Here is a 25822-nt window from a genome sequence, read left to right as displayed (position 1 = left end):
GGGAGCGGGCTTGGGGGCCGGGGCGACTGGCTCGGGGTCGCCGAGGGCGAGCTGCGCCACCGGGGCGAGGGGCCGCAGCGGCCGGGCGTAGCTGGGGTCGATCAGCTGGTAGGCCGCGTCGTCGAAGGCGGTCACTGTGCCGCCGTGGGCGCCGGGTGCGTACCGGAAATGCGCGACGTTGTCGGACATGCCGGCCTTCCACGCCATCTGCACCGTCCAGCGGCCGTCCTCGTTACGCCAGGCGTCCCATTCGGTCTTCTCGGGGTCGAGCCCGCGGGCGATCAGCGCGGCGGTCACGGTCTCGAGCAGCGTCAGGACCGACGGGCCGTCGGACAGCACGGGGTGCGCGGCGGTGGCCAGCTCTGCGGCGCGGGAGCGCTCGAGCAGGACGGGGTGGGCGAATCGTTCCACCCGGGCGATGTCGACGCCGGCGGCCGTGGCGACCTGCTCCACCGAGGCTCCGGCGCGGATCTTGGCTTGGATCTCCCTGGGGCGCAGCACGTTCGGCACCTCGACATCGATCGTGGTCTGGTTCGAGCCGGCCCGGTCGCCGCGTACTGCGGCCTTGAGTCGCTCGTCGGAGCGCAGCACGAATTTCTCCGCGGAGTCGTCGGTCTCGCAGATGATCCGGGTGCCGTTGACTTCGAGTCCGACGACTTTCAGTTCCCGCATGACGACCTCCTCTCGGGCCGCACTGAGCCCGATACGCGGTCACCCTACTGCGTTATCTCGCCGTTACCGCGATGACACGCGGCAGTCGCTACATCTGTCCGACGACCCAGTCGATGCAGGCCGTCAGGGCACTCACGTCGTCGGGCTCGACCGCCGGGAACATGCCCACCCGCAGCTGGTTGCGGCCGAGTTTGCGGTACGGCTCGGTGTCGACGATGCCGTTCGCACGCAGCGTCTTGGCCACGGCGGCGGCGTCGACGTCGTCGTTGAAATCGACGGTGCCGACGACGGCCGAGCGCAGCGCCGGGTCGGCGACGAACGGGGTGGCGAACGACGAGGCTTCGGCCCAGGAGTACAGCCGCGACGACGAGTCCGCGGTGCGCTTGGTCGCCCAGTCCAGTCCACCGTTGCCGAGCAGCCAGTCGATCTGCTCGGCGAGCAGCACCAGCGTGCCGATCGCGGGGGTGTTGTAGGTCTGGTTCTTGACGCTGTTCTCGATCGCGATGGGCAGCGACAGGAACTCGGGCACCCAGCGGCCGGACGCCGCGATGGCTTCGACGCGGGCCAGCGCGGCCGGTGACATCAGCGCGATCCACAGACCGCCGTCGCCCGCGAAGTTCTTCTGCGGGGCGAAGTAGTAGGTGTCGGCGGCGGTGATGTCGACGGGCAGACCGCCGGCAGCCGAGGTGGCGTCGATGACGATCAAGGCCTCACCCGCGCCGTCGGGGCGCTGCACTCCGACGGCGACGCCGGTGGAGGTCTCGTTGTGTGCCCACGCGATGACGTCGACGGAGGGGTCGGTGGTCGGCGCGGGCGCGCTCCCGGCGTCGGCCCTGATCACCACCGGGTCGCCGACGAACGGGTTCTTTGCCACCGCGGACGCGAACTTCGCGCTGAACTCGCCGTAGGTCAGGTGCAGCGAGCGCTGGTCGACCAGCCCGAACGCCGCGGCGTCCCAGAAGGCGGTGGAGCCGCCATTGCCGAGGATCACCTCGTACCCGTCGGGCAGCGAGAACAGCTGGCGCAGCCCGTCGCGGACACGGCCGACCAGGTTCTTGACCGGGGCCTGCCGGTGCGAGGTGCCGAACAGGTGGCCCGCGTCGGCGAGCGCGGTCAGTTGCTCGGGGCGCACCTTGGACGGTCCGCAGCCGAAGCGGCCGTCGCGGGGCTTGAGGTCGTCGGGAATCGTGAGGTCCGCAGCCATGGGGCAAGCGTAGAACCGGATCGGTGCAGGTATTCACGGCGGTGGTCATCCGGTGTGGACAGGACCTGGTGCTGTGATGTGCGTCACGTGTGATCGGGATAACGCGCTCAGCGCACATTCAGGAGATTGCCCTGTTCAATTCATGGGACCGCGGGTACTGTCCTTGGACAACGGGTACTGGAATGTAAACCTCGACGTGAGGGATGGAGGCTCCCGATGGCAGTCAAAGAAGCACGCACGAAGATCATTCGCCGGTGGCGCAGGAACATGGACGTGTTCGACGACGTCGACTACGTGAACACGCTGCAGACCCTCTCGGAGGGCTCGGTGCGGCGCAATTTCAACCCGTACACGGACATCGATTGGGACTCGCCCGAGTTCGCGGTGAAGCCGAACGACGAGCGCTGGATTCTGCCGGCGACCGATCCCATCGGCAAGCACGAGTGGTACCGCTCGCAGCCCAAGGAGCGGCAGATCGAGATCGGCATGTGGCGTCAGGCCAACGTCGCCAAAGTCGGTCTGCACTTCGAGTCCATCCTGATCCGCGGCTTGATGGAGTACGCGTTCTGGACGCCCAACGGCTCTCCCGAGTACCGCTACTGCCTGCACGAGGCGGTCGAGGAGTGCAACCACACCCTGATGTTCCAGGAGATGGTGAACCGCATCGGGGCTGACGTGCCGGGCATGCCGAAGCTGCTCAAGTGGATCCAGCCTGCGATCCCGCTCGTCGCCGGGCCGCTGCCGATCCCGTTCTGGTTCGGCATCCTCGCCGGCGAGGAGCCCATCGACCACACGCAGAAGAACGTGCTGCGCGAAGGCAAGGCGCTGCATCCGATCATGGAGCGAGTCATGGCGATTCACGTCGCCGAAGAGGCCCGCCACATCTCGTTCGCGCACGAATACCTGCGCAAGCGGGTTCCGGATCTGCCGCGTCGCAAGAGGTTCTGGCTCTCGCTCTACGTTCCGATCGTGATGCGCGTGCTGTGCTCGGCGATCATCGTGCCGCCGCGCGCGTTCTGGAAGGAGTTCGACATCCCGCGCTCGGTGCGCAAGGACATCTTCTTCAAGTCGCCGGAGTCGCGGCAGATGCTGCGAGACATGTTCGGCGACGTGCGGATGCTCGCCCACGACACCGGGTTGATGAACCCCTTCGCCAAGCTGATGTGGCGCATCTGCCGCATCGGTGGGCGGCCCAGCCGCTACCGCAGCGAGCCGCAGCGCGAGCACTTGGCCTCGGTGGCGTAGGCCCGCGATAGAACATGCCGCACGTCATCACCCAGTCGTGTTGCAGCGACGGGTCCTGTGTTTTCGCGTGCCCGGTCAACTGCATCCATCCATCACCGGATGAACCGGGCTTCGCCACCGCCGAGATGCTGTTCATCGATCCGGACGCCTGCGTCGACTGCGGCGCATGCGTGTCGGCGTGCCCGGTGGGGGCGATCGCCCCGGACAGCCGTCTGAGCAACGAGCAGCTCCCGTTCGTGGAGATCAACGCCGGGTTCTATCCGAAGCGGGAGGGCAAGCTGCCGCCGACCTCCAAGCTCGCGCCTGTCCCGGATGCGCCGATGGTGCACGCCCGCGGCGGGGGCCCGCTGCGGGTCGCGATCGTCGGCTCCGGACCCGCGGCGATGTACGCCGCCGACGAGCTGCTCACCCAGTCGGGCGTGCAGGTGAATGTGTTCGAAAAGCTGCCCACACCTTACGGTTTGGCGCGTGCCGGCGTGGCTCCCGACCATCAGGCGACCAAGCAGGTCACCGCGTTGTTCGACCGGATCGCCGCCCGTCGAGACTTCCGGTTCTACCTCAACGTCGAGGTGGGATCGGATCTCACGCATGACGAACTGCTCGACCATCACCATGCGGTGCTCTACGCCGTCGGTGCGCCCACAGACAAGCGCCTCGACGTGGAGGGGATGAGCCTGCCGGGTGCGAGCACCGCCACCGAGTTCGTGGCGTGGTACAACGGCCATCCCGACTTCGCCGATCTGGCTGTCGATCTCAGCGGTGAGCGGGTGATCGTCGTCGGCAACGGCAACGTCGCTCTCGACGTCGCGCGAATCCTGACTGCGGAACCGGATGCGTTGGCGCGCACAGACATCGCCGATCATGCGTTGGCGGCGCTGCGCGAGTCGCGTGTCCGCGAGGTGGTGATCGCCGCGCGGCGTGGTCCGGCGGCGTCGGCATTCACGCTGCCCGAGCTGATCGGGCTCACGGCCCGGTGTGACTTGGTACTCGACGCGAGCGACCATCAGCGCGTGCGGGAGGATCTCGCCGAGGCGGCCGACGATCTGACGCGCCGCAAACTTGAGATCCTGAGCAAGCTCGGTGACAGCACCGCGCCCATCACCGGCCCGCGTATTCGGTTGGCCTACAACCTCACTCCGCGGCGCGTGCTCGGCGAGCAACGGGTGACGGGCGTGGAGTTCGGAGTCACCGGCACCGACGAGGTGGTCGCGCTCGACACCGGCACGGTGCTGACGTCCATCGGCTACCGAGGCATGCCCATTCGGGGACTGCCGTTCGACGAGGCGGCCGGCGTCGTCCCCAACGACGGCGGCCGGGTTCTCGACGGTGATGCCCCGGCGCCGGGCAGCTACGTCGCCGGCTGGATCAAGCGCGGGCCCACGGGTTTCATCGGCACGAACAAGTCGTGCGCAGCGCAGACCGTGCACACCCTTGTCGCCGACTACAACGCGGGCCTGCTACCCGCCCCGAGCCACAAGCCTTCGGCGTTGGACCGGTTCGTGCGGGGCCGAGCACCAGAGGTCGTCGATGCTGCCGGGTGGCGCGCGATCGACGCCACCGAGGTGGCACGGGGCAGGGGTGAGCGGCCGCGCGTCAAGTTCACGACCGTGGAGGAGATGCTGCGGGTTGCCGCCAGCGCGCCGGCCGAACCGATGCATCGGCGGCTGCTGTCCGGCCTGTTGCGCTAGACGTTCCAATCCCTGAGCGCGTTGACGAATGCGGTGGGCTGCACCGACAGCGCGCCCACGTAGGGATGTTCGAGCGCGAAGATCAGGTACATCACGAACGCCAGCAACGCTGCCGTGAGGCCGATCGCCATCCCGTGCACCAGTAGGTCTTTGGTGCCGAACAGGTAGGTGAACGTCATCAACACGGCTCCGCCGCCGATGAGCAGCACCCACAGCTCTCCCGGCACCGAGGCATCGCCGGTGGACACCCGCAACTTCCGGTTGGCGCTGAGATCGTTCAGGCGCACGATCGCGTGGTCGAAGAACGCGATCTCGTTGCGTGTCTCGGGCTGCACCTTCAGGTAGGACTGCCACACGTCGTTCAGTGCCGGCGACTGCTCGGAGATCGCCTCGCCCCGGCGCATGCGCGGGAACTCGTTGTCGATCACGTCGCGGGTGTAGGCGATCAGGTTGCGTTCCACCTCGGCGCGGTTGGCGGCGGGCAGGGCGGCCGAGTCGCGGAGCAGGTCGGCGACCGCCGAGGCTTCTTTGCTTGCCGCGTCCTCGGCGTCGCCCATCTGTTCCCACACCACTACGACGACGAACGCGACCAGGACGGCGTAGAGCACCCCCGCGACCTGAAACACCGCACTGGACACCGGGTTCGCGTTCTCCAGCCGGGTGTGCGACACCGCCTTGCGGAACACCACCAGCCCGCCGACGGAGATCCCCACGATGATGACAACCCACAGGATGCCGAGGAGCACAGGGGGGAACTGGAGCAGCCAGATCATCGTCGGATTATCGCTGGCCCGTCCCATCTAGCCCAGCAAACACACCAAACGGTTACTCGGCACTGCTCATCTGTGCCGCGATCTCGGTGACGTCGACCTCTCGCACGGATTCGGCCAGCGCCCAGTGGTGGCCGAAGGGGTCGCGCACCACCCCGTAGCGGTCACCCCAGAACTGGTCCTCCAGTGGGTTGACCACGACGGCGCCCGCGTCGAGCGCCCGCTGGAACCGGCCGTCGACGTCGGCGCCGTGCAGGTGCAGCGTGACCGGTGTGCCGCCCAGCGCGGCCGGGGTGCTCGACACGCCGTCGTTGTACTCGGGATAGTCGTCGTTGAGGAACACCATCGATCCGTTGATGCGCATGCAGGCGTGCATCAGCTTGCCGTCGGGCCCGGGCAGCCGGACCATCTCCTCGGCGCCGAACGCCCTGGCATAGAAGTCCAGCGCCGCGGCGGCGTCGCCGACGACGAGGTGGGGGACGAGCATCGGGGTGTTGTCGGGTGCCACGGGTATCTCCTTCTGCATTGGCCGGTTGGCTGTCGGTACTGACCCGGCCGACACCCAGAACTCATCGGCTCAGACGACGGAGAATCCCGCGGGCAGCGGGCTGCGCCCGGTCAACGCGAGCAGCACCGCCGCGCCCTGGCCCAGGTGTGCGCCGATCCGGCCTGCCAGCGCGGCGGACTCGGCGAGCACCTCGACCGGCGGAGTCACCGTGAGCCCGACCGCCGCGGCGATGTCCAGGCCGTGCACGGCGATCTCGAAGGTCCGGGTGGGCAGGTAGGTGGACAACCGCACGCCCAGTCCGCCGATCACCTCCATCAGCGGGTCGCCGGCGGTGTCGATCTCGCCGAGCACCCGCTCGACCAGACCGTCGATCGTCGCGACGGGGTCCGCGCCGAGATCACGGCCCGCCTGACGGCCGCGCTCGACGATCGCGTCGGCGCCGGCATCGGTGACGTAGTCACTGATGCGCACGTAATAGTCGGCGGGTTCGCGAACGTCCTCGCGTGATGCGCTGGTGTTCAGGTAGCTGCTGACGGTGATGAGTGATCGCGACGTGTGCCCCACCAGATCGCGCACCGTCCACTCGCCGAGCCCCGGTCCGTCCCATCGGTCCGCGGGTATCTGACGCACCAGTGTCGCCAGATACCGTGCGGCCGATGCGAAGACGATCCGTTCGCCGGTCATGGCCGGGCCAGTGAGTCCCAGCCGTCGACCGACTCGAGGCTGCGCGGTGCCGGGCCGACGTAGATCGCCGACGGTCGCACCAGCTTGCCCAGACGCTTCTGCTCGAGGATGTGGGCGCACCATCCTGCGGTGCGCCCACAGGTGAACATCGCGGGCATCATGGCCGGCGGTACCTCGGCGAAATCGAGGATGACCGCCGCCCAGAACTCGACGTTGGTCTCGATCGCGCGGTCGGGTCTGCGCTCCCGGAGCTCGGTCAGCGCGGCCTGTTCCAACGCGGCGGCCACCTCGTAGCGCGGAGCGTCCAGGCGCTTGGCGGTGGCCCGCAGAACCCGCGCCCGGGGGTCCTCGGCCCGGTACACCCGGTGACCGAAGCCCATCAGCTTTTCCTTGCGGTCCAGGATGCCGGTGATGACCGCGCGGGCATCCCCGGTGCGTTCGGCCTCCTCGATCATCGGGATCACCCGGGCGGGCGCGCCGCCGTGCAGCGGACCGCTCATCGCGCCGACTGCTCCGGACAGTGCGGCCGCCACGTCAGCGCCCGTCGACGCGATGACGCGCGCGGTGAACGTCGACGCGTTCATTCCGTGTTCGGCGGCGCTCACCCAGTAGGCGTCGATCGCCTCGACGTGGCGCGGATCGGGGTCGCCCTGCCACCGCGTCATGAATCGCGCTGTCACCGTGGGGCATTCGTCGATGACGCGCTGCGGAACGGCAGGCTTCCCGATTCCGCGCGCGGACTGCGCGACGTAGGACAGCCCCATCACCGAGACCCGCGCCAGGTCGTCGCGTGCGGTCTGGTCATCGATGTCCAGCAGCGGCCGCAACCCCCAGATCGGGGCCAGCATGGCCATGCCCGCCTGGACGTCGACGCGAACGTCGCCGCTGTGCACCGGCACCGGGAACGGTTCCGCGGGTGCGAGTCCCGCCCCGAACCGGCCGTCGACCAGCAGGCTCCAGACGTCGCCGAAGGTGACCCGGTTGGACACCAGGTCGTCGATGTCGACGCCGCGGTAGCGCAGGGCGCCGCCGTCCTTGTCGGGTTCGGCGATCTCGGTCTCGAACGCCACCACGCCCGCGAGTCCGGGGGCGAAATCCTTGGGCACCGCAGTCATGGGCGTGATTGTTGCATCACGGCCCGCCGGCGAAACTGCCAGTCGGACGTCGGGCGTAGCGTGATCGCGTGAGCACATCGGATCACCTCGCGCGTATGCGGGTGGAGTACGGATCGGTCGAGAAGGACGGCAGCGCCGACCTCGACGAGAGCTGGCTCGACGGGGGCTGGCTGGCGCTGCTGACCAGCTGGTTGGCCGACGCCGAGCAGGGCGGGGTGGTCGAGCCGAACGCGATGGTCGTCGGCACTGTCGATGCGGCGGGAAGACCGGTCACCCGCACCGTGTTGTGCAAGAGCGTGACCGCATCCGGCCTCACCTTCTACACGAACTACGCCTCGGCCAAGGGCGAGCAGCTGGCCGCCGCGCCGTACGCCTCGGCGACGTTCCCCTGGTACGCGCTCAGCAGGCAGGTACACGTCCGCGGAACGGTGACCAAGGTGTCCGACGCCGAGACCGCCGCCTACTGGGTGCAGCGCCCCCGGGGCGCGCAGCTCGGCGCATGGGCCTCGGCGCAGAGCTCACCGATCGCCTCGCGTGATGCCCTGCGCCGTCAGCTCGCCGAGGTCACCGAACGGTTCGCCGGCACCGAGACCGTGCCCGTCCCGCCACACTGGGGTGGCTACCTGATCGCGCCCGAGGAGATCGAATTCTGGCAGGGTCGAGAGAGCCGCCTGCACAACAGAATTCGCGTGCGCGAGGGTCACATCGAACGCCTCCAGCCGTAGTGGGGCGGCTGTTCGCCGACACGACGCCGCTGCAGACGCCGGACTTCCGCCGGCTCTGGTCTGCCGGGATCGTCACCGTCGTCGGCGCGAATCTGACGATCTTCGCGGTGCCGGTCCAGCTCTACGCCCTGACCCAGAACTCGCTCTATGTCGGACTGGCCGGCCTGTTCGCGCTCGTGCCGCTCGTCGTGTTCGGGCTGTGGGGAGGCGCGTGGGCCGACGCGATGGATCGCCGGGTGCTGCTCATCATCACCTCGTGCGGATTGACCGTGTCCTCGGCGCTGCTGTGGGTGCAGGCGGCGCTGGGCATCGACAACGTGTGGGTGGTGCTGAGCCTGCTCTCGGTGCAGCAGGCGTTCTTCGCGGTGAACTCACCGACGCGATCGGCCGCCATTCCGCGCATGCTGCCCCTTGCCCAGTTGCCGGCGGCGAACTCGCTGAACATGACGGTGATGCAGTTCGGCGCGATCGCCGGCCCGCTGCTGGCCGGCGTGCTCCTGCACTGGGTCGACCTGTCGACGCTCTACCTCATCGACACCCTGACGTGTCTCGCCGCGGTGTGGGCCACCATCAGGTTGGCTCCGATGCCGCCGTCGCTGACCGGCGAGGGCGCACCGGGTTACGGGCTGAAGGCCGTCCTCGACGGCTTCCGCTACCTCGCCGGCAACCGCGTGGTGCTGATGTCGTTCGTCGTGGACCTGATCGCGATGATCTTCGGGATGCCGCGGGCGCTGTTCCCGCAGATGGCTCACGAGAGCTTCGGCGGTCCCGTGGCGGGCGGTACGACGATGGCCCTGCTGGCGGCGGCGATGTCGGCGGGTGCCGTGGCCGGCGGCGTGTTCTCGGGCTGGCTACCCCGGGTGCGCCGGCAGGGCCTCGCGGTGGTGGGCGCGATCGTGGCCTGGGGCCTGGCGATGACCGGCTTCGGCTTGGCAGCCGGGGCGGCGAACGGGACCGCGGGCCTGATGCTGTGGATTGCCCTGGGCTGCTTGGCTTTCGGCGGTGCGGCCGACATGGTTTCGGCGGCGTTCCGGTCGACGATCCTGCAGGAGGTGGCCTCGGACGAGCTGCGCGGGCGCCTGCAGGGCGTCTTCACCGTCGTCGTTGCCGGTGGTCCCCGGTTCGCCGACGCCGCGCACGGTGCGGCGGCCGCCGCCGTCGGGACGACCGTCGCCGCGGCAGGCGGCGGTGTGCTCGTGGTGGTCGGGGTGGTGCTGGCGGCGCTCGCTGTGCCCGCGTTCGTCCGCTATCGGGTGCCGGGAATTCGCTGATCTCTCCCACCTCAGATCGCCCTCGCGGCGCCGTCGCGCCGATTAGCATCCGTACCCGTGGGTGATGTCAGGGGGGAGCCCGTGCTCGGGCTTCGTGAGCGCAAGAAGCGCCGGACCCGTGCCACTCTGATCGACTCCGCCGTCCTGCTGTGCGATCGGCAGGGCTTCGACGGAACGACTGTCGACCAGATCGCTGCGAGCGCCGACGTCTCGCCGCGCACCTTCAGCCGCTACTTCGCCACCAAGGACGCGATCGCGCTGGCTCTGATCGACGAAGTGCTCGACATGGTCGCGGCGGAATTGATCACCCAACCACCCGAGATCGGACACTTCGAGGCGCTCCGCCGCGCGTACATCGGGATGGCGCAGAACTCGAAGTTGGCGCCCGCGGGGGCGCTGTCGTCGTATCGACTGATGCAGATCCTGAGGATCACGGTGTCCTCGGGAACGCTGCAGCAGGCGGCCATGGAGTTCCGGGCCAGCCCTGTCGATGTCGCGATGGCCGAGCGGATGGGGCTGCGGGTCGACGACCGGCGGGTGAGGCTGATGTCGGCCGTTTTCGGTGGTGTGCTGATGACCGCGCTGCAGGAGGTCACGCGGTGCTCGTCTTCGCTGGCCGGCGTGGGGGTGGACGACACGATCGCCGCGTTCGAGTCGGTCTGTGCTGACTTCATGGACGAGTTCGCGGGGTTCGGGCTGGCGGTGTGACGCCCGGGCGATGCCGATGGGACGCGGCGTCGGCGACCCCCGCGGGCGGCCTCGTCGGAATGGGACTACCTTCTGTAGTCAGACTTGCATCCAGACCTCGCGATTCCCGTTAGAACCGACCCGAAGGGATCCCAGTGGCCGATCACGCCGAAGCCGGGAAAGAGCACGCCACCCTGTCCTACCCGGGCGGGGAGCTGGAACTCGACATCGTCAAAGCGACCGAGGGTGCCGACGGCATCGCGCTCGGGTCACTGCTGGCAAAGACCGGTTACACCACGTTCGACGGCGGCTTCGTCAACACCTCATCGACCAAGAGCGCGATCACCTACATCGACGGAGACGCCGGCATCCTGCGCTACCGCGGGTATCCGATCGAGCAGCTCGCCGAGAAGTCCAACTTCATCGAGGTCAGCTACCTGCTGCTGTACGGCGAGCTGCCCACCGCCGATCAGCTGGAGAAGTTCACCACCCAGATCCAGCGGCACACGTTGCTGCACGAGGACCTCAAGCGGTTCTTCGACGGCTTCCCCCGCGACGCCCACCCGATGCCTGTGCTCTCCAGCGCGGTGAACGCACTGAGTGCGTACTACCCGGATTCGCTGGATCCGTTCAACCCGCAGCAGGTGGAGCTGTCCACGATCCGGCTGCTGGCCAAGCTGCCCACGATCGCCGCGTACGCCTACAAGAAGTCCGAGGGGCAGCCGTTCCTCTACCCGGACAACTCGCTGACGCTGGTGGAGAACTTCCTGCGGATGACGTTCGGGTTCCCCGCCGAGCCCTACGAGGTCGATCCGGAGATCGTCCGGGCGCTCGACATGCTGTTCATCTTGCACGCCGACCACGAGCAGAACTGCTCCACCTCGACGGTGCGCCTGGTGGGCAGCTCGCAGGCGAACCTGTTCACGTCGATCTCCGGCGGTATCAATGCGCTGTGGGGCCCGTTGCACGGCGGCGCCAACCAGGCCGTGTTGGAGATGCTGACGAAGATCCAGAAGGGCGACGACGACGTCGCGACGTTCGTCAAGAAGGTCAAGAACCGCGAGGACGGCGTGAAGCTGATGGGCTTCGGTCACCGCGTCTACAAGAACTACGATCCGCGCGCCCGCATCGTCAAGGAGCAGGCGGACAAGATCCTCGGCAAGATCGGCGTGCAGGACGAACTGCTCGACATCGCCAAGGAACTCGAAGAGATCGCCCTGACCGATGACTTCTTCGTCGAGCGCAAGCTCTACCCGAACGTCGACTACTACACCGGCGTGATCTACCGGGCCATGGGCTTCCCCACGCGGATGTTCACGGTGCTGTTCGCGCTGGGCCGGCTGCCCGGGTGGATCGCGCACTGGCGGGAGATGCACGGCGAGCCGAACAAGATCGGCCGGCCGCGGCAGATCTACACCGGCTACACCGAGCGGGACTTCACCGACCTTTCCGACCGCTAGCCTCGTTCGGCGAGCGCGCGCGTCTGCACGCCGACGCGCCGCAATCAACGGCATTCTGTGCGCGCTCGCTTGCGCCGAGCGTCACATTCTCGTCGCTTGCGATCATGACGGTTGTAGTTTCACAATCGTTGTATGAATGAAACCGTCGGCACGCTGACGCAGCGGCGCAAGGTGATCGTTCTGGTGTCCTGCTGCCTGAGCTTGCTGATCGTCTCCATGGACGCCACGATCGTCAACGTCGCGATTCCGGCCATCCGCACCGATCTGTCGGCTTCGCCCTCGCAGATGCAGTGGGTGCTCGACGTCTACACGCTGGTGCTGGCCTCGCTGCTGATGCTGTCGGGGGCCACGGGTGACCGGTTCGGCCGCCGCCGGGTGTTCCAGATCGGGCTGACGCTGTTCGCGCTGGGCTCGCTGGCGTGCAGCCTCGCGCCCACGATCGACGCGTTGATCGGCGCCCGTTTTCTGCAGGGGATCGGTGGTTCGATGATGAATCCCGTTGCACTGTCGATCATTTCGCAGATCTTCGTCAAACCGCAGGAGCGTGCCAGGGCGCTGGGGATCTGGGGTGGGGTGACCGGTATCTCGATGGCGGCCGGGCCGATAGTCGGCGGCCTGTTGATCGAGACGGTCGGCTGGCGCTCGGTGTTCTGGATCAACCTGCCGATCTGTGCGGCCGCGCTGGTCCTCACCGCCATCTTCGTGCCCGAGACCAAGTCGGCGACCATGCGCAGCGTCGACCCGGTCGGGCAGCTGTTGGCGGTGGTGACGCTGTTCGGCGTCGTCTACACCCTGATCGAGGGTCCGGTGCTGGGATGGACGCATCCCCGGGTCGTCGGCATCGCCGTCATCGCTGTCGTGGCCCTGGCTGCGTTCCTGCGCTTCGAGTCGCGGCGCGAGGATCCATTCCTGGACCTCCGCTTCTTCCGGAGCATCCCGTTCAGCTCCGCCACCATCTCGGCGGTCAGTGCCTTCTCCGCCTGGGGCGCCTTCCTGTTCATGATGTCTCTCTACCTCCAAGGCGAGCGCGGCTTCTCGGCGATGCACACCGGCCTGATCTACCTGCCGATCGCGATCGGTGCCCTGATCTTCTCCCCGCTGTCGGGCCGCCTGGTCGGCCGGTACGGCGCCCGCCCGTCCTTGGTGATCGCCGGGACGATGATCGTCGCTGCCGCCACGATGTTGACCTTCCTGACCGCGTCGACCCCGGTGTGGTGGATGCTGATCGTGTTCGCGGTCTTCGGTATCGGCTTCGCGATGGTCAACGCGCCGATCACCAACGCCGCCGTCGGCGGGATGCCGCTGGATCGCGCGGGCGCCGCCTCGGCGGTGACGTCGACGAGTCGGCAGGTTGGCGTGAGTATCGGTGTGGCGCTGTGCGGTTCGGTCGCCGGCTCGGCGATCACGATGGGTGGCACGGACTTCGCGACGGCCGCTCGACCGCTGTGGTTCGTCTGCGTGGCACTGGGCTTCGTGATCCTGGCGCTCGGCGTGTACTCCACATCGCAACGCGCGCAACGCTCCGCCGACCGGCTGGCGCCGCTGATCGCCGGCACGCCGAGCCCGGTGGGTGCTCATGTCCGGTGACTCGGCGGCCGACAAGGTCTGGCGCGACATGTCCGCGCTGGTCATGGACAACCTCGACGGATGGAAGCGGCTCGTCGTCGAGCGCGCCGGTCTACCGTTCAGCCGTGTTCGCATCCTGACGCGTCTCCGTCGTGCTCCGATGACGGTCAAGGAACTCGCCGCCGCGGCGACCATCGACGCGCCCGCCGCCACAGTCGCGATCAATGACCTGGAAGAGCGCGGACTCGTGGTTCGCGAGATCGATCCGCGCAACCGGCGCTGCAAGGTGGTGTCGCTGACCGATGCGGGGCACGAGCTGGTGCGCGCGATCGACGACGTCCGCGATCCGGCGCCGCCGATGCTGACCGGCCTGGACGCCGACGACCTGGCGACGCTGCGGACGCTGCTGGACAAGCTGGCCGGCCGACCACCCGGCTAGCGGTCCAGCACCGCCATCGCCGCGTTGTGCCCCCCGATGCCCGAGACGGCGCCGCCGCGGCGAGCCCCCGATCCGCACAACAGGATTCGGTCGTGCGCGGTGGCCACGCCCCAGCGCTGCGCCGGCGTCGAGAGTGGCTCGTCGTCCTCGGCGAAGGGCCACGTCAGCGCGCCGTGGAAGATGTGGCCGTTCGTCATTCCCAGCGCATCGTCGAGGTCGGCGGTCGTCTTCGTCTCGATGCACAGCCGGCCCGCCGCGTCCTCCATCAGGACGTCGTGAATCGGCTCGGCGAGAACGGAATTCAACGACGTCAAGACCGCGGAGGTCAGCGTGTCACGCAGGCGCTCCGGGGTGCCTGCCGTCATCAGGTGGTGTGGGGTGTGTAGCCCGAACACCGTCAACGTGTGAGCGCCCGAGGCGCGCAGCTCATCCGACAGGATCGTGGGGTCGGCCAGTGAGTGGCAGTAGATCTCGCACGGAAGCGGCTCCGGCACTGCGCCTTCTGCGGCGCGTCGGTAGGCCGACTCGAGTTGGCTGTACGTCTCGTTGATGTGGAAGGTGCCGCCGAAGGCTTGCTCGACGGTGACGCTGTCGTCGCGCAACCGGGGGAGCCGCCGCAGCATCAGGTTGACCTTGACCTGCGCGCCGGGCGCGCTGTCGGGCGCGTCTTCTCCGAGAAGTCGGGCCAGCACCGTCGGCGTGACGTTGGCCAGCACGTGGTCGGCGACGACACGGTGCTGCACACCGTCCTGGCAGTAGCGCACCTCGCCGTCGGGGGTGATCGACTCGACCTCGGCCCCGGTGCGGATGTCGGCGCCGAAGCCCGCGGCCGCTGCGGCGAGCGCTCCGCTGACCGCGCCCATACCGCCGACCGGCACATCCCAGTCCCCGGTGCCGCCGCCGATCAGGTGGTACAGGAAGCAGACATTCTGCTGCAGCGCCGAATCCTCCAGCGCGGCATAGGTTCCGATCAGGGCATCGGTGGCCATCACGCCGCGGACCAGGTCGTTGCGCACCGCCGAGGTGATCGCGTCCCCGATGGGCTGGTCGACGAGCGCCCGCCATGCCCACTCTTCGTCAGGACCCCCGCCGACTGCCAGACGCAGATCCGAGCGGGTGCGCAACGGTTCGGTCAGCGTCGGCCAGACCCGCGACGTCACGGTGTTGCAGCGCCGGTAGAACTCGTCGAAGCCGGCCTCGTCGTCCCCCGCGCCCACGGCGCCGAACGTGGAGGCCGGCCCGACCAGCAGTCCCGTGCGGCCGCCGGACGCCGGGTCGGGGGTGTAGGACGACCAGCGGCGTCGCACGAGACGCACCCGGACCCCGAGGTCGTCGATGATGCGCTGCGGCAGCAGGCTCACCAGATAGGAGTACCGCGACAGACGCGCGTCGACGCCGTCGAAGGCGTGGGCCGACACGGCGGCGCCACCGACGTGGTCGAGCCGCTCCAACACGCACACCCGACGGCCGGCCCGGGCCAGGTACCCGGCTGCCACCAGACCGTTGTGCCCGCCGCCGACGATGACGACGTCGGTGCGGGAGTCCGAGGCCACGCTCAGTTCAGGTAGCCCTCGACCTCGTCCGCCGGACGCACCTGCGCGGCGGTCGGGTCACCACCGGTCTCGCGCAGCGCCCGGCGCTGGCGCAGCAGATCCCAGCACTGGTCGAGCTTGACCTCCACGGCGCGCAACCGCTGGTGCTCTTCGGACTCGTCGATCTCGTGATGCTGCAGCTTGGCGCGGAGGTCTTTCTCCTCCGCGACGAGCTGGTTCACCTGGGCGAGGATGTCTTCGTCGTTGGCCACGCCTACAGTCTGCCCCTCGGCGCGATCTAATGAACCGGTGACCATGCGTAGTGCCCTGGTGACCGGGGCGTCCGGCGGTATCGGAGCGGCGATCGCGGCAGCCCTGCACGAGGAGGGTTTCGCGTTGACCCTGGTCGGCCGAGATCCGGCCAAGCTGGCTGCGGTCGCCACGTCCATCGGCGGATCGGCGGTCCACACGATCGCCGGCTCGCTGGCCGAGGAGTCGTTTCTCGACGAGGTGGTCGCGTTCCACGCCGACCGGTACGGGGCGCTGGACCTGCTGGTGAACAACGCGGGGATCGCCGGGAACCGGGCGGTCGCCGACATCACCGCGGAGTTCCTCGACGCGCAGCTGGCCGTCAACATCCGCGCCGTCGTGCTGCTGACCGCGAAATGTCAGCCACTACTCAGAGAAGCTGTGCGGCAACACGGTTGGGCTCAAATCGTGAACACGGCGTCGAATGCGGGCAAGCGCGGGGAGGCCACGCTGTCGTCCTACTCGGCGACCAAGGCCGCCGTCGTGGGGTTCACCGAATCGCTGCACGACGAGCTCGCGACCTCGGGCATCAAGGCCACCGCGATCTGCCCGGGTCTGGTGGACACGGCGATGGCCGACGTCTACCGCGACTCCATCGAGGCCTCGACGATGATCACGCCGCGCGACGTCGCCGAGGTCGTGCGGATGACGACGCGCCTGTCGGCGGCGTGCATCCTTCCCGAGGTGGTGCTGCTGCGGCCCACCGAGTGGTTGCAGCCCGAGGAGGTCCGGTCGCCGGGCGAGGCGCCGGTCTAGGCTGAGCGCATGGCGACCAAACCCGAGATCGAATTCCCCGACGGCCCCGCACCCACCGAGTTGGTGATCGAAGACATCGTCGTCGGCGACGGCCCCGAAGCGGTCCCGGGCGCCAACGTCGAGGTGCACTATCTCGGCGTCGAGTACGACACCGGCGAGGAGTTCGACAGCTCCTGGAACCGCGGTGAGTCCATCGAGTTCCCGTTGCGCGGGTTGATCCAGGGCTGGCAGGACGGCATTCCGGGGATGAAGGTCGGCGGCCGGCGCAAGCTGACCATCCCGCCGGAGCAGGCCTACGGTCCGGCCGGCGGCGGACACCGCCTGTCGGGCAAGACTTTGATCTTTGTCATCGACCTTCTGGCTACCCGATGACGTCATTGTCATCATCGACCTGCTCGGCGCTCGCTAAGAGCTAGCGCGGCCCGGGCAGCCGCAGCAGCAGGCGCGCACCGCCCAGCGGGCTGGCCTGCAATGCCGCTGTCCCGCCGTGTAATTCGGCCTGCTGCGCCACCAACGCCAGCCCCAGACCCGAGCCGGAGTGCGACGCCGTCGAGCCCCGGGAGAACCGCTCGAACACCACCGTGCGCTCCTCCTCTGGCACGCCGACGCCGTCGTCGTCGATCGCGATCTCCACACCGGCGCGTGAGCTGACCGCGGACAGTTGCACCCGTGTCGCGCCGCCGTGTTTGACCGCGTTGGCGATCGCGTTGTCGACAGCCAGCCGCAGGCCGGCGGGCAATCCGACGATGATCACCGTCGGCGCCGGCACCAGCGACACCTCCAGATCGGGGTAGACGCGCATCGCGTCGTGCGCGGCGCGGTCGAGAAGTTCGGTGATGTCGACGGGCACATGGTCGTCCTCGGTGGACAGCTCTCCCTGCGCCAGCCGCTCCAGTGCGCCCAAGGTCGCCTCGATCCGGGTCTGGGTGCGGATGACGTCGCCGACGACCTCCTTGCGTTGCTCCTCGCCGAGGTCGAGCGTCGCGAGCACTTCGAGGTTGGTGCGCATCGCGGTCAGCGGGGTGCGCAGCTCGTGGGCCGAGACCGACGCGAAGTCGCGGGCCGAGGCCAACGCCGCCTTGGTGCGGCCCTGCTCCTCCCACACGCGGCCGACCAGACCCTTGATGGCGTCGGCGATCTCGACGGCTTCGGTGGCGCCCCGGATGTCGATGTCGGGTGCTTCGTCACCCGCCTCGATCTGGCGGGTCTGCTGCGCCAGCCGCTTGAACGGGCGCACCGCGAACGCCGCCAGCAGCCATCCGCCGAAGGTCGCCGCGCCCACCGCCAACGTGCAGATGATCAGCACCCGGCGATGCAGGTTGTTGGTGTCGTTGATCGTCGCGTCGTAGGTGGCGCCGACGGCGACCGACATCGGCTCGGGCGCGGACAGCTCGACGGTGCGCACCCGGTAGCGCACTCCGTCGACCGTGGTGTCGGCGTAGCCGGGTGGCAGTTCGGGCAGCACGACGGAGTTCGAGGTCACCTGGCCGTCGGCACGCCGGACGGTGATGACGGCGTCCTGGTCGTTGGGGGAGGGCGGGATCTCGTCGAGGCCGCGCGGCAGGAACGGGATCGCGAAGCCCGCGGCTTCGTCGAGGCGCCGGTCGAGGCGCTCCTTGCGGTCCTGGGTGATGCCGACCCAGACGACGGCGCCGACGATCCCGACCACGATGGCCGCGGCGATCGCGGTGGCGAACGCGACGCGGGTGCGCAGCGACGGCGTGCGGCGGAAAATCCGCGACACCACGATCATGAGCGGATCACGACTACTGCTGTCGCAGGACGAACCCGACGCCGCGCACGGTGTGCAGCAGGCGGGGCGCGCCGTTGGCTTCGAGCTTGCGGCGCAGGTAGCCGATGAACACGTCGACGACGTTGGTGTCGGCGGCGAAGTCGTAGCCCCACACCAGCTCGAGGAGCTGGGCGCGTGACAGCACCGCGGTCTTGTGTTCGGCGAGCACGGCGAGCAGGTCGAATTCGCGCTTGGTCAGGTCGACGTCGACGCCGTCGACGCGGGCGCGCCGGCCGGGGATGTCGACCTCGAGCGGACCCACCGCGATGGTCTCCGAGGAGAACGTCGCCGTCGATCCGCGCCGGCGCAGCAGCGCCTTGACCCGCGCCACCAGCTCGGCGAGCACGAACGGCTTGACCAGGTAGTCGTCGGCGCCGGCCTCCAGGCCGGCGACCCGGTCGTCGACGGAGGAGCGCGCCGACAGCACGCAGACGGGCACGTCGTTGTCCATCGCGCGCAGCGCGGTCACCACGGACACGCCGTCGAGCACCGGCATGTTGATGTCGAGCACGATCGCGTCCGGCCGCGTCTCGGTGGCGCTGCGCAGCGCCTCGGCGCCGTCGACGGCGGTGAACACGTCGAAGCCGGACAGCCGCAGGCCGCGCTCCAGCGAGGCCAGCACGTCGGGATCGTCGTCGACCACGAGCACTCGGGGCGAACCCACTGGACTGTCCATGCCCGCAATCTTGCCTGACGTCGGGTCCAAGCTGCGGGAACCTGGCCCGTTACCCGTCGGGGCGGTCGCGCGTGGCCGCCGGGTCACCCAGCCGGGCCACCTCCTCGCGCAGCTGGGCGATCTCCTGGACCAGGGTGTCGATGTGCGCGGTCGTCACCATCTGCGCCGCGGTGTCCTCGTCGGCCACCCGCTGGACGAGCCACGACGCCAACGTCGCGGTGATCGAGCCGAGCAGGCTGATGCCGCCGATCATCAGCAGCACCGCGATCACCCGTCCGGTGGGGCTGACCGGGGTCAGGTCGCCGTAGCCGACGGTCGTGATCGTCGTCATCGCCCACCACAGCGCTTCGCCGAAGTGGGTGATGTGGGCGTTCGGGTAGTGCCTCTCGGCCTGCAGCACGGCCAGCGAGGACACGTAGATCAGAAGCACCGCGCCGCCGACGGTGTACATCGCGACGCGGCCGCGGATGGCGTGACCAACGGCGCGGTTGAGCACCGTGATGAGCGTGACCAGCCGCAGTAGCCGCAGGTGGCGCAGGATCGGCAGCGCCACGATCGCGAGGTCGAACAGATGCCGCCAGAACCACCGCCAGCGGTGTTCGGCGAGGTACAGGCGCACGGCGTAGTCGACGACGAACATCGCCCACGTGACGACGCTGACGACGTGGACTGCCACGGCGGCGGCCCCGGCGGGGAGCGCGAGCACTTCGACGCTGTAGGCGGCCAGGAACAGTAGTGCGGCGATCGCGAGCGGCCACTCGGCGCGGCGCTCCCAGGCCTGCAACTTGGTCTCCACGCCGTGTACTCCTCGAAATCGTGTCGCGACGGTTCTGACGGTAGTGCGACCGCCTGGGAAGTCTTTGACCTCACCCATTGTTGAGGTTCTACGGTGATGAGATGAGCTTGGAAACGGTTGCCCGGCAGTCGCTGTACCGGCAGACGCACGCCCGGGGCGGTGATCTGCATTCGTTGGCAGATCGCCGGCTGATGGCGCGCATCTGGCGGTTCGCCGCCCGGCATCATCGCATGCTCGGGTGGTTCCTGCTGGTCAGCGTGCTCGGTGCGGTGCTGACCGTGGCGACGCCGTTGCTTGCGGGCCGCGTGGTCGACGAGATCACGCGAGGCGGCACCGTCGCCACGGTCGTGGTGCTGGCCCTGGTGATCGCCGGCGTGGCGCTCGCCGAGACGGCGATGTCGTTGCTGACTCGCTGGCTGTCATCCACGATCGGCGAGGGTCTGATCCTGGATCTGCGCACCGCGGTGTTCGACCATGTGCAGCGCATGCCCGTGGCGTTCTTCACCCGGACACGCACCGGTGCGCTGGTGAGCCGCCTGGGCAACGACGTGATGGGGGCGCAGCGCGCGTTCTCCGACACGTTGTCCGGCGTGGTCTCCAACATCGTCACGCTGACGTTGACGCTGGCCGTGATGATCAGCATCTCCTGGCAGGTGACCCTGGTGTCGCTGGCACTGATGCCGTTGTTCCTGCTTCCGGCCCGCCGCATCGGCGCGGCGATGGCGAAGCTGTCACGCGAGTCCGCCGGACACAACGCGACGATGAACACCCAGATGACCGAGCGGTTCTCCGCGCCGGGCGCCACGCTGATCAAGCTGTTCGGCGACGCGGACGCCGAGTCGCGCGAGTTCGGGCTGCGGGCGGGCCGGGTGCGCGACATCGGGGTGCGTACCGCGATGCTGCAGTCGACGTTCATGAACTCGCTGACGCTGATGTCGGCGCTGGCGCTGGCGCTGGTGTACGGCCTGGGCGGCGCGCTCGCGCTGGGTGGCCATCTGCAGGCCGGGGCGATCGTGTCGCTGGCCCTGCTGCTCACCCGGCTCTACGCGCCGCTGACCGCGCTCGCCAACGCCCGCGTGGAGATCGCGACCGCACTGGTCAGCTTCGAGCGGGTCTTCGAGGTGCTCGACCTGGTGCCGTTGATCCAGGAGCGCCCCGATGCGGTGGCGATCCCCGACGGCCCGGTCACCGTCGAGTTCGACGATGTCCGGTTCGGCTATCCCGCTGCCGACACCGTGTCGCTGGCCTCGCTGGAAGACGTCAGCGAGCTGGACGACCGTGGTGGCGACGAAGTCCTGCACGGCATCTCGTTCACGGCCCGGCCCGGTCAGATGATCGCGCTCGTCGGTTCGTCGGGGGCCGGGAAGTCGACGACGGCGTCGCTGCTCGCCCGGCTCTACGACGTGTCGTCCGGGGCCATCCGCCTCAACGGAGTCGATGTCCGCGACGCCACATTCGCGTCGCTGAAGGACACCGTGGGCATGGTCACCCAGGACGGGCACCTGTTCCACGAGTCGATCCGCGCCAACGTCGCGCTCGCGGCGCCGGATGCCACCGACGCCGAGATCTGGGAGGCCCTGCGCCGGGCCCGACTCGACACGGTGGTCGCCGACATGCCCGACGGTCTGGACACGATCGTCGGGGAGCGCGGCTACCGGCTCTCCGGTGGGCAACGGCAGCGGCTGACCATCGCGCGTCTGCTGCTGGCCGCGCCCCGCGTGGTGGTGCTCGACGAGGCGACTGCATCGCTGGACTCCGAATCGGAGGCCAAGGTGCAGCAGGCGCTGGCGGAGGCGCTGGCCGGCCGCACGTCTCTGGTGATCGCGCATCGCCTGTCGACGATTCGGGCGGCCGACGTGATTCTCGTCGTCGAGGACGGCCGCATCTCCGAACGCGGCACGCACCCGGAGCTTCTCGCGCGGGGTGGCCGCTACGCCGAGCTGTACCGCACGCAGTTCGGGGCGCCGTCGGGCGCACATGCTCATCTGCCGTGCCACCGGTCGCATTCGCTAGATGGGTTAACCACTTGCTCGCAGTGGGAAGATGTTGTGAGTGGCTGACTCCGGAACTTCTGCGCTGCGCGCAGCGCCCGCGATCGCGCCGCAGCCCCGGCGGGTGAGGCCCAGCTCGGACCTGTGGCGGATGCTGCCGTACCTGCTCCCGTACCGCGGCCGCTGGATCCTGATGTTCACGGTGGCCTTCGCGAGCCTGGGTGCCACGGTCGGGATTCCGCTGATGACCAAGGCGGTGATCGACGGACCGGTGCGACATCAGGACCAGCAGGGGCTGTGGACGCTGGGCGCGGCAGCGATGGGCCTCGGGATCGCCGAGGCGGCGCTGTGGTTCATCCGACGGTGGCTGGTGGCGCGCGCGACGATGGGCGTCGAGGCAGACATCCGCAAAGACCTCTACGCGCGGCTGCAGATCCTGCCGATGTCCTTCCACGGCCGCTGGCAGTCCGGTCAGCTGTTGTCGCGAATCATGAACGACCTGAGCTCTATTCGGCGGTTCATGTCGTTCGGGCTGACATTCCTGATCCTCAACATCCTGCAGATCACCATCGTCACCGCGATCCTGCTCGCGATGTACTGGCCGCTGGGTGTGGTGGTGCTGGTGTCGATCGTGCCGATCACGCTGACGGTGCTGCACTTCCAGCAGGAGTACACGCGGCTGTCGCGGCAGGCCCAGGATCAGGCGGGCCATGTCGCGACGCACGTGGAGGAGGCCGCGCTCGGGTTGCGCGTGGTCAAATCCTTCGGCCGGGAGGACTACGTCTACGACCGCTTCGACGAACAACTGGCCGGCCTGTACGAGACGCAGGTGCGCCGGGTGACGGTGTCGGCGAAGTTCTGGACGCTGCTGGAGATCATCCCGAACCTGACGCTGATCCTGGTGCTCGGCTTCGGCGCCTACGCTGCCGGCCACGGCTACGTGACGATGGGCACGTTGGTCGCGTTCATCACGATGATGCTGTCGCTCGTCTGGCCGATCGCGTCGCTGGGGTTCCTGTTGTCGATGACGCAGGAGTCCTTCACTGCGGCCAACCGCATCGCGGAGATCTTCGACGCGCCACGGGAGATCGCCGACGGCCCGCGCGATCAGGCCCCGCGCGGGGGTCGGCTCGAACTCGTCGACGTCGGCTTCCGGTTCCCTGACTCCGAGGAATGGGCGCTGCGCCACGTGAACGTGACCGTGGAGCCGGGGGAGACCCTCGCCCTTGTCGGCGCGACCGGATCGGGCAAGTCGGTGCTGGTGGGTCTGCTGTCCCGGCTCTACGACGTCACCGAGGGCGAGATCCGCATCGACGCCCAGGACATCCGCGAGCTGAGCCTGGAGGCGCTGCGACAGTCGGTGGCCACGGCGTTCGAGGATCCGACGTTGTTCTCGATGTCGGTGGCCGAGAACCTGAAGCTGGGCAAGCCGGACGCGACCGACGACGAGGTGCGCCAGGCGGTCGAGGTGGCCGCCGCGCAGTTCGTCTACGACCTGCCCTATGGCCTGGACACCCGCATCGGCGAGCAGGGGATGAGCCTGTCGGGCGGTCAGCGGCAACGTCTTTCGCTCGCGCGGGCCATTCTGGCGGCACCGCGGATCCTGGCGCTCGACGACACGTTGAGCGCCCTCGACGTGCACACCGAGGCCGTCGTCGAAGAGGCGCTGCGCCGGGTCTTGCACGCCGTCACCGGCGTGGTGGTGGCCCACCGCGCCTCGACGGTGCTGCTCGCAGATCGGGTGGCACTACTGCAGAACGGCACCATCACCCACGTGGGCACCCATGCCGAGCTGCTGGCGAACGTCCCGGCGTACCGCTACCTGCTGGCCGCCGACGACGAACTCGACGACGGCTGCGAACACGAGGTCGACTGGGCGGAGCGTGCTGAGCGGGCACGGTTGGACCACGAGATCCTGGAGGGGCGCCCGTGACGAGCGCTTGCGCGAGGAACCGACGACTATGACGAGCGCTTGCGCGAGGAACCGACGACTATGACGAGCGCTTGCGCGAGGAACCGACGACTATGACGAGCGATTGCGCGAGGAGCCGACGACCGTGGCGAGTGTGACCCCGGAGTGGCGCGGTCGCTTCGACGAACACGACGATCTGCCCATCGACGAATCGGTGCCCCGGCGCCGCGAAGCCCGCGCGCTATTGGGCTCGCTGCTGCGCCCCTACAAGTGGACGGTGGCCGCGCTGGCTGTCGTCGTCGTGGTGGAAAACGCTGCGCGCCTGTCGGTTCCGATCCTGGTGCAGAAGGGCATCGACGACGGCATCCCCCCGCTGCTGGCGGGTGGCTCGGCCGCCACGCTGATGACGATCGTCGGCATCCTGTGCGCCGTCGTCGTCGTCCAGGCGAGTGCGCGCATGTTCTTCCTGCGCCGCTCCGGCCGCGTCGGTCAGCGCGTACTGCGGGAACTGCGGCGCCGGGTGTTCCGGCATTTCGGCCGGCTCGACATCGCGTTCCACGACCGCTACACCTCGGGCCGGGTCGTCAGCCGGTCCACCAACGACGTCGAGGCTATCCAGGACATGCTGGAGACGGGCTTCGACAGCCTGATCACCGCGGTGCTGACGCTCGTCGGCACCGCCGTGCTGCTGATCACGCTGGACGCCGAGCTCGGGCTGATGTGCCTGGCGGCGTTCCCGATCCTGGTGATGCTGGTCGCGTGGTTCCACCGCGAATCGTCACGCATCTACCGGGAGGTGCGCGAGATCTCGGCGCTGGTGATCGTCCAGTTCGTCGAGACCATGACGGGCATCAAGGCGGTGCAGGCGTACCGCCGGGAGCCGCGCAACCAGGAGATCTTCGAGGACGTCGCCGATCGCTACCGGGTGATCAACGAGAAGACGTTCAAGCTGCTCGCGATCTTCATGCCGGGCGTGAAGTTCGTCGGCAACATCACCACCGGCCTCGTCCTGATCTATGGCGGGTACCGGGTGCTGCACGGCGAGATGACGATCGGCACGCTGGCCGCGTTCCTGCTCTACCTGCGGATGTTCTTCGAGCCGATGCAGGAGATCTCGCAGTTCTTCAACACGTTCCAATCCGCGTCGTCGGCTCTGGAGAAGCTGGCCGGTGTGCTCGCCGAGAAGCCGGGTATCAGCGACCCGGCCGATCCCGTCGCACTTGACTCGGTGCGCGGAGACATCGAGTTCCGCGACGTCCGGTTCTCCTACGTGTCGAACAGGCCCGTGCTGCCGCAGCTGAACCTGGTGGTTCCGGCGGGCCAGACCGTCGCCCTGGTCGGCACCACCGGCGCGGGCAAGACGACGATCGCCAAACTGGTCACCCGGTTCTACGATCCGGTGGCGGGCAGCGTGTCACTGGATGGTGTCGACCTGCGTGATCTGCGGCAGAGCGATCTGCGCCGCCACGTGGTGATGGTGACGCAGGAGAACTTCATGTTCGGCGGCACGGTCGCCGACAACATCCGGTTCGGCAAGCCCGGTGCCACCGATGAGGAGGTGCGGGCGGCGGCCGCGGCGGTCGGCGCCGATGGGTTCATCTCCGCGCTGCCCGAGGGGTACGAGACCGATGTCGCCAAGCGGGGCGGCCGGTTGTCGGCGGGGCAGCGCCAGCTGGTCGCGTTCGCGCGGGCGTTCCTGGCCGATCCGGCGGTGCTGATCCTCGACGAGGCCACGTCGTCGCTGGACATCCCGAGCGAGCGGATGGTGCAGCGGGCGTTGGAGACGGTGCTCGCCGAGCGGACGGCGATCGTGATCGCCCACCGGCTCTCGACCGTGCAGATCGCCGACCGTGTGCTCGTGCTGGAGCACGGTCAGATCGTCGAGGACGGGTCGCCGGAGGAGCTGACCGCCCGCGACGACGGGCACTACGCGGCGCTGCATCGGTCCTGGGTGCAGTCGCTGGCGTAACTCTTCGGCGCCGAAACTGCGGGGAGATCGCAATCGGCGCCGGAAATGCGATCTG

The 25822-nt window shown here is 68.7% G+C and carries 24 protein-coding genes; 13 read left to right on the top strand and 11 right to left on the bottom strand.

All coding sequences use genetic code 11. The annotated features are described in order from the left end of the window. Positions 1-672, bottom strand: a 672-nt coding sequence (gene sepH / locus DMB80_RS20720; RefSeq protein ID WP_111511586.1) for a septation protein SepH, incomplete at its 3' end; no start/stop codon positions are given. A gap of 88 nt (positions 673-760) precedes the next feature. Beyond that, on the bottom strand, positions 761-1876 hold the full coding sequence (gene serC, locus DMB80_RS20715; protein ID WP_111511585.1) for a phosphoserine transaminase: 1116 nt from the start codon (positions 1874-1876) through the stop codon (positions 761-763). 216 nt (positions 1877-2092) lie between these two features. Here serC and DMB80_RS20710 point away from each other — a divergent pair, with 216 nt between their 5' ends. Beyond that, positions 2093-3121 (top strand): AurF N-oxygenase family protein, encoded by a 1029-nt coding sequence (locus tag DMB80_RS20710; protein ID WP_111511584.1) that lies wholly within the window; start codon positions 2093-2095, stop codon positions 3119-3121. A gap of 14 nt (positions 3122-3135) precedes the next feature. Then, positions 3136-4809 carry a 4Fe-4S binding protein gene (locus DMB80_RS20705; RefSeq protein ID WP_111511583.1) on the top strand — a complete coding sequence of 558 codons (1674 nt, stop codon included), beginning with the start codon at positions 3136-3138 and terminating at the stop codon, positions 4807-4809. On the opposite strand, the gene DMB80_RS20700 is transcribed toward DMB80_RS20705, so the two are convergent. From DMB80_RS20700 to DMB80_RS20685, 4 genes are read right to left on the bottom strand one after another with little or no spacing between them, the layout of a single operon-like run. After that, positions 4806-5582, bottom strand: coding sequence for a bestrophin-like domain (locus tag DMB80_RS20700; RefSeq protein WP_111511582.1), 777 nt, complete (start codon positions 5580-5582; stop codon positions 4806-4808). The two genes, DMB80_RS20705 and DMB80_RS20700, sit on opposite strands and share 4 nt — an antisense overlap. A gap of 52 nt (positions 5583-5634) precedes the next feature. Further along, positions 5635-6105 carry a VOC family protein gene (locus tag DMB80_RS20695; protein WP_111511581.1) on the bottom strand — a complete coding sequence of 157 codons (471 nt, stop codon included), beginning with the start codon at positions 6103-6105 and terminating at the stop codon, positions 5635-5637. A 51-nt stretch (positions 6106-6156) separates the two neighbouring features. Beyond that, entirely contained in the window at positions 6157-6771 is a 615-nt protein-coding gene (locus tag DMB80_RS20690) for a maleylpyruvate isomerase family mycothiol-dependent enzyme (RefSeq protein WP_111511580.1), read from the bottom strand. Beyond that, positions 6768-7886, bottom strand: coding sequence for a citrate synthase 2 (locus DMB80_RS20685; RefSeq protein WP_048423937.1), 1119 nt, complete (start codon positions 7884-7886; stop codon positions 6768-6770). The genes DMB80_RS20690 and DMB80_RS20685 overlap by 4 nt, the downstream gene beginning before the upstream one ends. Before the next feature lie 95 nt (positions 7887-7981). On the opposite strand from DMB80_RS20685, the gene pdxH reads away from it, so the two are divergent. The 6 genes from pdxH to DMB80_RS20655 all read left to right on the top strand — a co-directional run bounded on the left by pdxH (position 7982) and on the right by DMB80_RS20655 (position 14034). Next, entirely contained in the window at positions 7982-8611 is a 630-nt protein-coding gene (pdxH, locus tag DMB80_RS20680; RefSeq protein ID WP_111511579.1) for a pyridoxamine 5'-phosphate oxidase, read from the top strand. Further along, entirely contained in the window at positions 8611-9882 is a 1272-nt protein-coding gene (locus DMB80_RS20675) for an MFS transporter (protein ID WP_111511578.1), read from the top strand. Before pdxH ends, DMB80_RS20675 begins: the two co-directional genes overlap by 1 nt. 57 nt (positions 9883-9939) lie before the next feature. Continuing rightward, positions 9940-10590 (top strand): TetR family transcriptional regulator, encoded by a 651-nt coding sequence (locus DMB80_RS20670; RefSeq protein ID WP_111511577.1) that lies wholly within the window; start codon positions 9940-9942, stop codon positions 10588-10590. 134 nt (positions 10591-10724) lie between these two features. After that, complete coding sequence (locus DMB80_RS20665) at positions 10725-12029, top strand: citrate synthase (RefSeq protein ID WP_111511576.1); 1305 nt, start codon at positions 10725-10727, stop codon at positions 12027-12029. Positions 12030-12161: 132 nt separating this feature from the next. Then, entirely contained in the window at positions 12162-13616 is a 1455-nt protein-coding gene (locus tag DMB80_RS20660) for an MFS transporter (protein ID WP_205538805.1), read from the top strand. Beyond that, a complete protein-coding gene (locus tag DMB80_RS20655; RefSeq protein WP_073684344.1) occupies positions 13606-14034 on the top strand; it encodes a MarR family winged helix-turn-helix transcriptional regulator in 429 nt (142 codons plus the stop codon). The genes DMB80_RS20660 and DMB80_RS20655 overlap by 11 nt, the downstream gene beginning before the upstream one ends. Here the strand turns inward: DMB80_RS20655 and DMB80_RS20650 are convergent. After that, positions 14031-15587 carry a phytoene desaturase family protein gene (locus tag DMB80_RS20650; protein WP_420812207.1) on the bottom strand — a complete coding sequence of 519 codons (1557 nt, stop codon included), beginning with the start codon at positions 15585-15587 and terminating at the stop codon, positions 14031-14033. The genes DMB80_RS20655 and DMB80_RS20650 overlap by 4 nt on opposite strands. A 2-nt stretch (positions 15588-15589) precedes the next feature. Continuing rightward, positions 15590-15838 carry a DUF2630 family protein gene (locus tag DMB80_RS20645; RefSeq protein ID WP_111511574.1) on the bottom strand — a complete coding sequence of 83 codons (249 nt, stop codon included), beginning with the start codon at positions 15836-15838 and terminating at the stop codon, positions 15590-15592. A gap of 43 nt (positions 15839-15881) precedes the next feature. On the opposite strand from DMB80_RS20645, the gene DMB80_RS20640 reads away from it, so the two are divergent. After that, entirely contained in the window at positions 15882-16631 is a 750-nt protein-coding gene (locus DMB80_RS20640; RefSeq protein ID WP_111511592.1) for an SDR family oxidoreductase, read from the top strand. Between the two features lie 9 nt (positions 16632-16640). After that, on the top strand, positions 16641-17003 hold the full coding sequence (locus DMB80_RS20635) for an FKBP-type peptidyl-prolyl cis-trans isomerase (RefSeq protein ID WP_111511573.1): 363 nt from the start codon (positions 16641-16643) through the stop codon (positions 17001-17003). Positions 17004-17043: 40 nt separating this feature from the next. Here the strand turns inward: DMB80_RS20635 and DMB80_RS20630 are convergent, their stop codons facing one another. The 3 genes from DMB80_RS20630 to DMB80_RS20620 are packed head-to-tail and all read right to left on the bottom strand — an operon-like array spanning position 17044 to position 19895. Continuing rightward, positions 17044-18384, bottom strand: a complete 1341-nt coding sequence (locus tag DMB80_RS20630) for a sensor histidine kinase (protein WP_048423941.1) — start codon at positions 18382-18384, stop codon at positions 17044-17046. A gap of 13 nt (positions 18385-18397) precedes the next feature. Further along, positions 18398-19108: a two-component system response regulator PrrA gene (gene prrA, locus DMB80_RS20625; protein WP_172835673.1), complete on the bottom strand. Its 711-nt coding sequence runs from the start codon at positions 19106-19108 to the stop codon at positions 18398-18400. Positions 19109-19148: 40 nt separating this feature from the next. Beyond that, positions 19149-19895: a potassium channel family protein gene (locus DMB80_RS20620; protein WP_240431303.1), complete on the bottom strand. Its 747-nt coding sequence runs from the start codon at positions 19893-19895 to the stop codon at positions 19149-19151. A gap of 101 nt (positions 19896-19996) precedes the next feature. Here DMB80_RS20620 and DMB80_RS20615 point away from each other — a divergent pair, with 101 nt between their 5' ends. The 3 genes from DMB80_RS20615 to DMB80_RS20605 all read left to right on the top strand — a co-directional run bounded on the left by DMB80_RS20615 (position 19997) and on the right by DMB80_RS20605 (position 25767). Continuing rightward, positions 19997-21955 (top strand): ABC transporter ATP-binding protein, encoded by a 1959-nt coding sequence (locus DMB80_RS20615; protein WP_111511591.1) that lies wholly within the window; start codon positions 19997-19999, stop codon positions 21953-21955. After that, a complete protein-coding gene (locus DMB80_RS20610; protein WP_111511571.1) occupies positions 21948-23819 on the top strand; it encodes an ABC transporter ATP-binding protein in 1872 nt (623 codons plus the stop codon). Before DMB80_RS20615 ends, DMB80_RS20610 begins: the two co-directional genes overlap by 8 nt. Before the next feature lie 124 nt (positions 23820-23943). Next, positions 23944-25767, top strand: a complete 1824-nt coding sequence (locus DMB80_RS20605) for an ABC transporter ATP-binding protein (protein ID WP_111511590.1) — start codon at positions 23944-23946, stop codon at positions 25765-25767. Positions 25768-25822 lie beyond the last annotated feature (55 nt).

It is taken from the genome of Mycobacterium kyogaense (assembly GCF_003254575.1).
Taxonomy (GTDB): domain Bacteria; phylum Actinomycetota; class Actinomycetes; order Mycobacteriales; family Mycobacteriaceae; genus Mycobacterium; species Mycobacterium kyogaense.
This window is presented reverse-complemented; position numbering and strand designations above follow the sequence as displayed.